Below are 10,964 nucleotides of genomic sequence, written 5' to 3'. Positions count from 1 at the left end.
TCGGAGCAGTTCAGCGGGGCGATTTCGAGTGGTCGCCTTGGGACTCAAACGTCACAGACAACGGGTACATGCCTTACCAAGAGATCAAGAAGCGGGCCGAGCGGGCGCGCCGAGCGAAGGCCTACCACGCGGAGTGGCGAGCATCTAGGCGGCGCTCTCCCCCGCCCCGGTAGCCGAACACCGATGGTGTGATACGTCTGCACGGATCCAAGCACAGCTTGCAGACCCGCATTTGACGGCGGCGACTAGGATGGATTGCAACGGCTTGAGCTTGCGATCGAAAGTCAAGAATGTCCACGCTACGACCAGCGTTCCGTCGCGGCCACCGGCATCGCTCACCAACCGACGCGCGATCCCGTATCCGTTGCACAGTAGTTCGAGATCACCTTCCCCGCGGTATCGATGATCTCCCCGGCGATTGTGCTCGTGTAGCTGTTGCTATCCGCAGAGAGCGTGCGGGCGACCTTCGCTTTTTGCGTTCCGGCGAGCGTGCCGTCGGGGTTGAAGCGCATGAAAACCAGCGTCACGATGTAGGTGTCGGCGCCCTCCCGCTTCCACGTGCCGAACGCGGAGCCTTGCGACGTCGGCGGGCGCGAGTTGTCGAAGGAGGCCGTGCCTCCGGCATTGAAGACGCCATACCCCTTGAAGCTGGAGAGCACTGCGCCTGTGGCGCAGTCCTTGCCGGTGGCCGTCGAATCCCATACGCCGACGATAGGGTCCACTGAACTGGCTGGCGCATCACCGGCCGCGGCAAAGGCGAACCCGCCGCTGCCACCACTGCCTCCGCCGCCACAAGCCTGGATGAACAACATGGTGGCGGCTACCGAGACGCTCACCAGGGCGAACGTGTTAAGGGCTCTTGATTCGCGCATGTCTGACTCCCGATGTGAAGGGTTCCCGGCTGGCAACATGCCGACCAGGGCGCTACCATCGCCGTTGCTCCTTAGCCCGTCACGAAGCCGGCCCTGAAAGATTCTTGAATAAGGGGTGAATCTGCGCCATGCCCGAGGAGAAGAGCTACGAATTCGGCGGCTTTGTGCTACAGCCATCGCAGCGACGTTTACTGCGCAGCGATGGCTCGCCGGTCGAGCTCACGCCGCGCCTCTTCAACGCACTTCTCCTTTTCGTCGAGCACCCGGACGAGTTGCTCGAGAAGGAAGCCTTGATTCGGACGCTTTGGCCTGGCCTGGTCGTCGATGACAACAATCTGAGCCAGGTGATCGCCGGCTTGCGGCGGGCGCTGGGTGATGACACGCAAGGCAGCCGTTTCATCCAGACCGTGCCCAGGTACGGATTCCGTTTCGTGGCGGCCGTCACGTCGCCAAAAGCGGCCGGAATTGCCATCGAACCGAGCGTCGCCGCTCCGTCGGCGCCTACACTGCCAGATCCATATCTCGGACGCCGCCGCCAGCTGCTCCTGGTGCTGGCAGCCGGGTCTGCGGTCACTCTGGGCGGGCTGGGTTCGCTGGCATGGCGATTCCGCCCACCTACTCAGCCATCACCATTCACGCTTGCGGTCATGCCGTTCAAGCCACTCGCCGCCGAGAGCCGCGACGAGCAACTCGAAGTCGGAATGGCCGATAGCCTAATCGCCAGGCTCTCCACCGCGCCGGGATTGGTCGTGCGCTCTATCGGCACCGTGCTCCCCTACGCCGGGACGAAGCAAGACCCGGTGGCAGCAGCAAGGGAGCTCGAGGTGAGCTGGATCGTCGATGGCTCGCTGCAGCGGCGCGGCAATGTCTTGCGCGCCACGGCCCGGCTACTGCACGCGGCCGATGGCGTCGCGGTCTGGAGCGGCGCCTTCGACGAGAACTTCACCAGCGTGTTCGAAGTGCAGGACCAGATCTCCAACCGCGTCATGCAGGCGCTGCTACCTGCGCTGCAAGCGGGGCTCGGCAATACGTCCGCCCGGCTTTCGGACGTCGGAGGCACGCGCAACAGCGCAGCATACGAGCTCTATCTGGCCGCGCGATGGCGAGCACAGGGCGGCCGTGCCGAAGAGGTCGACAAGGGCATTTCTTTGCTCAACCGCGCTATCAGCATCGACCCGAACTATGCGATGGCCTGGGTGGAGCTTGGCCAAGTGCACCGTCGCAAGATGTGGAACGCCGATGTGCCGTCATCCGAGGTCTACGAGCCAGCCAATGCTGCCTTGCGCCATGCGCTCGCGCTAGTTCCGAATCTTGCCGAGGCGCATGCGGGCCTTGGCTTCAGCCTCTCCTGGTTCGAGTTCGACTGGCTCGGCGCCGAGCAGACTTTTAGGCGCGCTCTGGGGATCAACCCAAACACTGCCACCGCGCACTGGGGCCTGGGGCTGCTGCTCTTAAGTCAGGACCGGCTGAGGGAGGGGTTCACCCACCTGAGGACCGCGCGGTCGCTCGACCCTATGTCGCCGGTATACAACGCAATCGAAGCCGGCTTGTTGCTTGGCAACGGGCAACGCGACGAGGCGCTGATGCGGCTAGACCGCGCTTTCGACATTTCGCCGAACCTCTGGGTCACGCATCTGGGCATGGGCATGCTTCACATGTCCGAACGTCGTCCGGAACAGGGCATTGCTTGCATGCGGCGCGCCGTCAGCCTGTCCGATTGCACCCGCCCCCAATCCGTACTAGGCGTGCATCTGGCGCAGCTAGGAGACACCCACGAGGCCCGACGCATGCTCGACCAGCTGCTGGCGGAGTCCAGCATGCGATACGTCGCGCCATCATCGATCGCATCCTTGCACGCCGCGCTCGGCGAAGTGGCGCCGGCACTCACCGCCCTGGAGCGAGGCTTCGCGGTGAGAGAGGTACGGATGGCTTTCCTAAAAGACGACCCTCACTGGAATAGCCTGCGATCGGAGCCGCGCTTTGTTGCACTCATGAAGGCGCTCAAACTGGATCGCTACGGACGCGGCCTCACGCCGATTTGACGCCGCCTTTCTATGGCTTCGGCCTGGCGCGGCGCCTTGCAAGGGAAACCGACCGCTTCCCGCCGCCGAATCCCGGATCAGGCCGGCATGGCCGATCGCCGGCCACCAGCCATCCCACCCATTTCCGATGGCGGATCCCTCCGCGCCCGGATCCCTCCTCCCTCGCCTCTTTCCGCGATCGGACAAAGCCCGCGGCCGCGAAGCCTGGTCGCTGTCGGGCGGCTCGTTTGCAGATTTGGGTGCGATCGACTATCAATGTCCCGGGGCGTCCTTCAATGCCCCGGCGTTGCTCGCGCGGCACTCGCCCGCATCGCACTTCCATGGTGCCGACAAAGGGAAGAACATCATGCTTTTCATCGGCCACTGGCGCATTTCCCCTGGCAATCGCAATGCCGTCATCGAGCGCTTCGCGAAAACGGGTGGTCAGCCTCCCAAAGGCATCAAGATGCTCGGGCGCTGGCACGATGTCGCGAACGGCACGGGCATCAGCATCAGCGAGACAGATGACGCTTCCGCGATGGCACGGTGGGTTCTCGAGTGGTCCGACCTGATGGAAATGGAAGTACATCCAGCCCTGAACGACGAGCAGCTGGGCGCCTTGCTGGCCGGGCTGCAGAAGTCCAAGTAGCCGACTCCTTCAATGCGGGTCACGTCTTCGCTTGGCCCGCACACAACACAGATCCCCGGCCCACCCATTTCCGACAGCGGACCTCTCCGCGCCCGGGACCCTCCGCCCTCGCCTCTTTTCCGTGATCGGACCGAACCCGCGGCCGGGACGCCTGCGAGAGCGAAATGGGCCCGCCGGCGGAGCCTGATTTTCCCCGCGGACGTCTCCGCGCCCTGGCGTTCCGTGGTCGACCTGGTCGAGGTCGGGAATCTGCGCGCGCGGGGACCTCGAGGCGGATTGGGCCGCGGGCGGGGTTTGCTCGCGGTCGGGGGTTGTGCGCCGGCGGAAGGGTTCGCCGCCAGGTTGATGCGACGGCTGGATCTCCGGCGGCGGACCCGCCCCGCGACTGGATCACTTCGCCGTCGAGCGTCCGCGATCAGCAGGTGGGACGGCGGATGGTCGATGGCGGCGGGGTTCCGATGACGGGGTTGCGGGGACGTAGAGGGTCCGTGGGCGGTTGGGGCTGTCGATCGCGTAGATGCGACGCACCGACGACAAAGCTACAGGGCAGGCAGCATGGCCAGCTTGGCGCCGGAGCGCTTGCGGTGCCGGCGCTGCAAGCGCACATTTTCCGCATCCATCGCGCCTGAGTGCGCGGATGTGTCTCGGGTCGACGTTCAGAAAGGAAACTCTTTGCGCTACACCGCGACCACCCTCGGCTTTGCCATTGTCACCTTCGCTGCCGGCGTCGCCGTGTCGCCGCTGGCGCGCCACGCGATGTCGCTGGCACGCACGCCCAGTCGGCGCCGCTGACGCCAGCCGTCATCGATCTGATGGCGCTGAAGCACGGCGATCTCATATCTCTATGCCAAGATGGCGCAAATGTCAACTGACTTCCCGCTCGTCCCTAGCAATGTGAAGACCTGAGTCGAGTTGTCAACCGTAAATACCACCCGGCCCACATAAAGCGTGGTCGTCGGGCCGGGCGGCAGGTCCGTTGGAAAGAGAATGAGCACGTTATGCCCTGTAATGACCCAGGTAGAAGTACCGTCGGCGTTGCGCGTTACCTTACTCACTGACCCGTTCGACTTCAAGTTGAGACTGACCGAGGTAGCCAGATTGGTCAACGTCAATTGTGCGCCTCGGCCGGCAGTTATCGACTTCACCAAATTGCCGTCTTTGTCGTGAAAGTCCTTGGCCGTACCTTCACCTATGCTCTGAACCCTCAGGTCAAAGCTAGGGCATGCGTTTCCTTTTGGAAGATCGAAAGTGAAGTCGGCATAGGCGGAGCCTACTAGGCTAAATATGAAAGCGAAGGCAGAAGCAGTCGCCCGCATGGGCCGTCCCAAAGATAAGACTCTCATGGAGATCCCTTCAGTGTTGGTGCTGGTCGACGGCAGTGTGATCCCCGAATTTCAAAAGGTGAAGATTATTCTGGTACCGCGCTGGGAACATTCGAGCGCTTTTTGTAAACATGGTGAAATTTGAAATCGTGGGTGCAGAGTTGCCAAAGCTGGACCAAGCCTGAACCGACGAATCTCCATGAAGTCCATGAGGCGACACTGACCCCGAGTTGTCAAATCTGAACTGCGAAGCGAATGTCCGCATTTGGCCGATGGCCGACGCCGGCGATTCACTGTAGATACTTCGTCGGGATAGGGTGGGTCCGGCAGTCGAATGGTCCGTCCGAACCGCTTCCGCGAATTCGGTTTTCGAAGAACTGCCGCTTCGAGCTGGCCTTTTGGAGGCCCTGCACTGTCGCGGCATCGATTTCGCAGTAGTGGTAGTAGGTCGTCTTGAGCCGAATGACCATGTACCGCTCTTTGTTGTCGTAGCACACGCGCGAAACGTCGCTGCTCTCTTTAACGTCTGCACACGTGAAGGCGTCAAGGGAAACTGCGCCGTGATACTTGACTTGGACAGTTTCCGCCTTGGCGACTTGGCATGCCAAGACAAGCGCCGAAAGGATGATGAATCTCAACGTGACCTCCAAAGTAGTTGCTCGGTTCGAACTCACCGAAGTGCCTGCCATCGGTTCCTGACCTTCGATCGCTCAGTTTTGACAATCGGCCGCCGTGAAGGGCCTTGACATTCCAGCCCTCATAGAAGCGGTTGCTGCCAGTCGCAGATGGTTGGCGAACTCACGTCGACGCCCATTCCAATGTTCGCTCTGCCGGCTGCCCGAATCAGGCCTGCTCGAACGGGTGCAGGCAAGGCTGACTGCGCACCCATACCAACGCGGCGTCGCTCAAGTACTGTCGCAGGGCTACGGCGGCGCGCGGCAGTTCCCGCAGTGGGGTGGAGGCAAAGTTCCACGACATCACCGCGCCGACGATCGGCGCCGCGGTGAGCCGGCCCGCGTCGACATCCAGCGACACGCCGGAGTAGGGCATGACACCGTACATGTCGCCTTTGGCCGCCAGAATGCGGATGGCCGTGTGCGAACTGGTTTCGAAGCTCACCTCGGCTGCCTGACCCGCCCGGAGCATCGCGTCGTCGAGTGTGAGCCGGATGATGTTGGGCCGGAATGTGGTGACCAGCGAGTGGCGCGCCACAACTCGTGCGCTGACAGGCTTGTCCATACGCAGTCCACTGCCCGGCGGTGCCACCAACACCAGGGGCTCGCGCAACAAAGGCTGCAGGCGCGCGCTAGCTGACCGATCGAGGTCGGAAACGATGGCGAGATCCAACCCTCCGGCGCGCACCAACTCGCGCAGTTCGAGCGTCGTGCCGTCCATGACAAGCATAGAGACGCCGGGATGCACCTTGTGGAAGTCGGCCAGTGCGGGCGCAACGAAGTGCTCCATCAGGGTCTTCGGTACGCCGAAGCGCACGTGACCGGTGAGAGCACCCGAGCGACGTGAAAGGTCAGAGCGCAGCGCGTCGAAGTCTCGCACCACGTCGACCGAGCGCTGCAGCATCTCCTCACCGAACGGAGTAAGCGATACACCGCGCTCGTTGCGTGCAAAGAGCCTATCTCCCAACTCCTCCTCAAGCAATTTGATCTGCCGGCTGAGCGCGGGCTGGGCGATGTGCAGCGCGGCTGCCGCGCGATTGATGCTGCGCATTTCCGCTACCTGAATGAAGGTCCTGAGCTGACGGATGTCCACGTTGAGTCCTTCCCGGGCTATCCAGCCACAGCATAACGCTATCAACAAATGGTCTTTGATTGTATGACTGGATCTCCGTACATTGCACCTCAAGCCGCCCGCATTGACGCGGGAGAACAGAGACAAACGGTGCCCTCGCACCGACCAGAAAGGGGCAGAAGAATGTCAGCACGTCAGAGATTGAAGAAGCAAGAGGGAGGCGGCCCACTGACCATGCACCCGCGGGCACCGCTCGCACCCTATGTCGATTCCCAGGTGCTCGACGCAACTGCCAAGCGCGTGTCCAATTGGCAGCGCTGGGGTCCGGACGACGAACTGGGCACCCTCAATTTCGTGAGCGAAGACGACGTGCGCAACGCCGCCGCGCTAGTGCGCCGCGGCCGCCGCTTCTCGCTCGCCCTGCCTTTCGACCAGAACGGACCGCAAAACTCGGGCGGCTGGGGCACGCGCTTCAACCCGATCCACACCATGCTTGCCACGGGCTCCGATTCGGCGAACGGCCGGCAACAAGGCTTCATCGCAGGCGCGGGCTATGCCGACGACATGGTGAGCATGCCGCTGCAGTGCGGCACGCAGTGGGACGGGTTGGCACACGTGTTCTACGACAACAAGATGTGGAATGGCTATGACGCCACCTTGGTGGACTCGATGGGCGCAGCCAAGAACGGCATCGAGCAGACCCGCAGTAGCATGGTCGGCCGCGGCGTGTTGCTGGACATCGCGCGCTACAAGGGTGCCGACTATCTGGAGCCCGGTTACGGCATCTCCAACGCTGACCTGGAGGGCTGCGCCGATGCGCAGGGTGTGGAAATCCGGCGCGGCGATTTCCTCATCTGTCGCACCGGCTTCCAAGGCAAATGCCTGGCCGAAGCCGACTGGGGCAGCTATGCGGGCGGCGCCGCCCCTGGCATGCGCTTCGAGACGGCCGAATGGCTGCATGCGAAGGAAGTGGCGGCGATCGCCACCGACACCTGGGGCTGTGAGGTCATCCCGAACGAATCGGAAGTGACCTTCCAGCCTTGGCACCTCATGGTCATCCCGATGATGGGCATCACCATGGGCGAGATTTTCTATCTGGAAGAGTTGGCCAAGGATTGTGCGGAGGACGGCGTCTATGAATTCATGTTCATCGCGCCCACGTTGCCGATCACCGGTGCCGTGGGCTCGCCAGTGAACCCGCAGGCCATCAAGTGACGCGCTCCGCCATGGACTTGAGCTTGCAGGGCCGAGTGGCCATCGTCACTGGCGCCAGCCGCGGCATCGGGCAGGCGCTTGTACGCACCTTCGCCCGCAGTGGCGCGCGCGTGGCCTATTGCGCCCGGCGCGAAGCACTGCTGCAGCCGCTGGAGGCGGAGCTCCGGGCCGAAGGGCTCGATGTCATGGCCGTGGGTGCCGACGCCACGAAGCCCGGGGACGTCGAGGCCCTGGTGCGGCGCACGCTGGAGCGCTGGGGACGCGTCGATGCGCTGGTGAACAACGTCGGCATCGCCGGGCCCACCAAGGCGATCGAAGACACCTCGGTCGAGGAGTGGAACGAGACTCTGGCCGGCAACCTCACCAGCAGCTTCCTGTGCCTGCGCGCGGTGGTGCCGGCGATGAAGAAGAACGACGCGGGCGGCGCGGTGGTCAACATCGGTTCGGCCACGGGCAAGCGGCCGCTCGCGTTCCGCATCGGCTATGCGGCCGCCAAGATGGGAATCATCGGCCTCACACGCACGGCGGCCGACGAGCTGGGTGCACACCGCATTCGTGTCAACTGCATTTGCCCAGGCGCCGTGGCGGGCGAGCGGATCAACGAAGTATTCGCGAGTCAGGCGCGACAGCGCGGCATCGGCGTCGAACAGGTGAAGGCGGCCTTTGAAGGGCAATCGCCGCTGCGTACGCTGGTGGAAGCCCAGGACGTCGCGCGGCTCGCCGTCTTCTTGTCCTCGGATCACTCCGTTCACATGACGGGGCAGGACATCAACGTCACAGCCGGGTTGGTGATGTATTAAGCCGCGCTCCACTACGCATTCAGAAAACGAAAGGAAGAAGAGACATGGACCCACTACGCAAGGGACAACGCTGGATCCTCGATGCCTTCATCGCCCAGGGCGGAATGGACATCCTGCATCCGGAGGCCGCCCCTATCTTCGAGGAGTTCGGCTACAACTCCACAGACTTCAAGACAGTCTTCTCGCGCATCAAGTCGACCTCGCAGGTGCCGCAGGCTTGGGCTTCGGTGGCGCAAGAAGTGGAGGGCCGCGCCAGCTACTGGAAATCCCGTAGCGCCAAGACGGCAGCGCTTGGTCTCTACGAGCGCGCCGCCGTGCTCTATGGCCGTACGCACTACTCCTTCTTCGGCGACGACCCGCGACGCGTCCGCTACATGCACAAGCTGATCAGCACCTTCAACCAGGTCGAGGAACTGTCGCTGCACCCTGTGCGCCGCGTAGTGCTACCTTTCGAGGGCAGCCAACTCCACGGCGTGTTCGAGCACGGCAACCACACAAAGAAGCAGCCCTGCGTTATCTGCCTGCCGGGCATGGACCTGTTCAAGGAGGACTGGCACGCGGTCATGCGCCATCGCATCGTGCCGCGCGGGTGGGTGGGCTTCTCGCTCGACGGCCCTGGTCAGGGCGAATCACTCACCAAGGGCCTGAAGATGAGCATGGACAACTATGAGCGCGCCATCTCCACGGTGATCGACTGGCTTGTGCAGCAGCCGGAGGTGGACCCAGAGCGCATCGTGCTCATTGGTTCGAGCATGGGCTCTTGGTGGGGACTGCGCGCCGCCTCTGCAGATCCCCGACTGAAGGCAGTCACTGGCAACATGGCCCACGTAGGAGACCGCATGGTCGACTCGGCTCAGCCGAATTTCCTGGTCAATCTTGCCTATATGACCGGCATCGCCGATTATGAAGCGGTGCGCAAGTTCAGCGACGAAATGACCTTGAACAAGATCGCGCCTAAGGTGAAGACGCCCTACCTCATGGTGATGGGCGAAAGCGACGAACTCACCACTGTCGAATCCACGCTGGCCATCTACGAACGCTTGGGGGGGCCAAAGGAACTGTGGCTCTACGAGCGCGAGTTCCACCCTATCGGCCCCGCGAGTGCTGAATGGATGGACGCTTCGCTCGACTGGTTGGGCAATGCGCTGGAGGGCAAGTTCCAGGGCAGCTATCAGCGCCAAGTCGTGATCTCGAAGACCGGCCAATACACAGAGGGAAGCGGAGAACCGGCGTGGTGGAATCCGTGACGCGAACCCGCGCCTCGCGTGTCCCACGACAGCAGAGAACATAGATGAACGACAGGAGACAAAGACATGTTGCCCATTCCCCGCCGCAAGGCGCTTTCCATTGTGGCTCTCGGCCTCTTCGCGCCACAGCTGGTGCTCGCGCAGAAGCCGCTAGGTCCGGGTTCGACAGTGCGCATCGTCACGCCCTTCCCGCCCGGCAGCTCGTATGACGGCTTTGCGCGCAAGCTCGCGGAGAAGCTTGGGGCAAAACTGGGCTGCACCGTCATCGTCGACCCCAAGCTCGGTGCCGGCACCACACTGGCCGCCATAGAGGTCAAGCGCAACCTGCCCGACGGCCAGACTCTTCTATTGACCAGCGCCGATGCACTCGTATCCTCGCCGCTCACCATCAAGGTTCCTTACAACCCAAAGGAAGACTTTACGCCGATCGGCAAGCTGCTCGATAGCCCCGTAGTGTTGATGCTGGGATCACAGTACAACGCCCGCAATCTGCAGCAGTTCGTCGAATTGGCGAAAGCGGCCAAGGACCCGGTGGCCTACGGCACCTTCGGGCCAGGCACCATGCCGCACCTGGTGCTCGAGGCCTTCAGCCGGAAGGCGGACATCAAGCTGCTACCTGTAGCCTACCGCGGCACCTCGCAGGCGCTGCAGGATGTTCTGGGCGGGCAGATCGCTCTGGCCATCGTGACACCTGGCCAAGCATCGATGGGCGAGGCGACCGGCAAGGCGCGGGCGATCGCGGTGGTGGGCACGCGGCGCGCGCCCTCGCTGCCCAATGTGCCCACTTTTGCCGAATCGGGCTTCGACAGCTATTTCACCAGCCGCAACGCCTGGGCCAGCCTGTTCGGCCCCGCGAAGATGGACCCGGCCCTTGTTTCACAGATCTTCAACGCCGCCACGCGGGCTATGCAGGAAGCCGACCTGCAGCAATGGATGCGCGAGCAGGATCTGGTGGCCGCCAACGTGCCAGCGGCGAAGTTCAAGACCGACCTCGACACCGAGATCCAGACCGTCTCTCGATTCATTCTCGAAGATCTGAAGCTACAGCCGCAGGACCTCGCTGGACCTCGCTGACCTTCTCACGACGAACAC

General features: G+C 63.0%; 10 protein-coding genes. 7 read left to right on the top strand and 3 right to left on the bottom strand.

Features of this window, described 5'->3' with window-relative positions; all coding sequences use genetic code 11:
* Positions 1 to 335: 335 nt before the first annotated feature.
* Positions 336 to 872, bottom strand: a complete 537-nt coding sequence (locus AC3A6X_RS36015) for a hypothetical protein (protein WP_487846654.1) — start codon at positions 870 to 872, stop codon at positions 336 to 338.
* 128 nt (positions 873 to 1,000) lie between these two features.
* On the opposite strand from AC3A6X_RS36015, the gene AC3A6X_RS36010 reads away from it, so the two are divergent.
* The 3 genes from AC3A6X_RS36010 to AC3A6X_RS36000 all read left to right on the top strand — a co-directional run bounded on the left by AC3A6X_RS36010 (position 1,001) and on the right by AC3A6X_RS36000 (position 5,009).
* On the top strand, positions 1,001 to 2,914 hold the full coding sequence (locus AC3A6X_RS36010; protein ID WP_487846653.1) for a winged helix-turn-helix domain-containing protein: 1,914 nt from the start codon (positions 1,001 to 1,003) through the stop codon (positions 2,912 to 2,914).
* A gap of 127 nt (positions 2,915 to 3,041) precedes the next feature.
* Positions 3,042 to 3,542: a DUF3303 domain-containing protein gene (locus tag AC3A6X_RS36005; protein WP_487846652.1), complete on the top strand. Its 501-nt coding sequence runs from the start codon at positions 3,042 to 3,044 to the stop codon at positions 3,540 to 3,542.
* A 1,284-nt stretch (positions 3,543 to 4,826) separates the two neighbouring features.
* Positions 4,827 to 5,009 (top strand): hypothetical protein, encoded by a 183-nt coding sequence (locus tag AC3A6X_RS36000; protein ID WP_487846651.1) that lies wholly within the window; start codon positions 4,827 to 4,829, stop codon positions 5,007 to 5,009.
* A 145-nt stretch (positions 5,010 to 5,154) separates the two neighbouring features.
* Here the strand turns inward: AC3A6X_RS36000 and AC3A6X_RS35995 are convergent, their stop codons facing one another.
* Complete coding sequence (locus AC3A6X_RS35995) at positions 5,155 to 5,502, bottom strand: KTSC domain-containing protein (protein ID WP_487846650.1); 348 nt, start codon at positions 5,500 to 5,502, stop codon at positions 5,155 to 5,157.
* Positions 5,503 to 5,707: 205 nt separating this feature from the next.
* The gene (locus tag AC3A6X_RS35990; RefSeq protein WP_487846649.1) at positions 5,708 to 6,631 is read right to left on the bottom strand and encodes a LysR family transcriptional regulator; all 924 of its coding nucleotides are present in this window, start codon (positions 6,629 to 6,631) and stop codon (positions 5,708 to 5,710) included.
* Between the two features lie 348 nt (positions 6,632 to 6,979).
* Here AC3A6X_RS35990 and AC3A6X_RS35985 point away from each other — a divergent pair, with 348 nt between their 5' ends.
* The 4 genes from AC3A6X_RS35985 (at position 6,980) to AC3A6X_RS35970 (ending at position 10,946) form a co-directional block, all read left to right on the top strand.
* Positions 6,980 to 7,825 carry a cyclase family protein gene (locus tag AC3A6X_RS35985; RefSeq protein WP_487846648.1) on the top strand — a complete coding sequence of 282 codons (846 nt, stop codon included), beginning with the start codon at positions 6,980 to 6,982 and terminating at the stop codon, positions 7,823 to 7,825.
* A gap of 35 nt (positions 7,826 to 7,860) precedes the next feature.
* The gene (locus AC3A6X_RS35980) at positions 7,861 to 8,625 is read left to right on the top strand and encodes an SDR family NAD(P)-dependent oxidoreductase (protein WP_487846647.1); all 765 of its coding nucleotides are present in this window, start codon (positions 7,861 to 7,863) and stop codon (positions 8,623 to 8,625) included.
* A 44-nt stretch (positions 8,626 to 8,669) separates the two neighbouring features.
* Positions 8,670 to 9,872 carry an alpha/beta hydrolase family protein gene (locus AC3A6X_RS35975; RefSeq protein ID WP_487846646.1) on the top strand — a complete coding sequence of 401 codons (1,203 nt, stop codon included), beginning with the start codon at positions 8,670 to 8,672 and terminating at the stop codon, positions 9,870 to 9,872.
* Positions 9,873 to 9,938: 66 nt separating this feature from the next.
* Entirely contained in the window at positions 9,939 to 10,946 is a 1,008-nt protein-coding gene (locus AC3A6X_RS35970; protein WP_487846645.1) for a Bug family tripartite tricarboxylate transporter substrate binding protein, read from the top strand.
* Positions 10,947 to 10,964: the final 18 nt, after the last annotated feature.

Source organism: Variovorax sp. Soil_C_12 (genome assembly GCF_057657375.1).
This window is presented reverse-complemented; position numbering and strand designations above follow the sequence as displayed.

Coding starts and splice junctions, on each gene's coding strand:
- AC3A6X_RS36010 (WP_487846653.1), top strand. CDS start 1,001: ATGCCCGAGGAGAAGAGCTACGAATTCGGCGGCTTTGTGCTACAGCCA.
- AC3A6X_RS36005 (WP_487846652.1), top strand. CDS start 3,042: ATGGCGGATCCCTCCGCGCCCGGATCCCTCCTCCCTCGCCTCTTTCCG.
- AC3A6X_RS35970 (WP_487846645.1), top strand. CDS start 9,939: ATGTTGCCCATTCCCCGCCGCAAGGCGCTTTCCATTGTGGCTCTCGGC.
- AC3A6X_RS35975 (WP_487846646.1), top strand. CDS start 8,670: ATGGACCCACTACGCAAGGGACAACGCTGGATCCTCGATGCCTTCATC.
- AC3A6X_RS36000 (WP_487846651.1), top strand. CDS start 4,827: ATGAAAGCGAAGGCAGAAGCAGTCGCCCGCATGGGCCGTCCCAAAGAT.
- AC3A6X_RS36015 (WP_487846654.1), bottom strand. CDS start 872: ATGCGCGAATCAAGAGCCCTTAACACGTTCGCCCTGGTGAGCGTCTCG.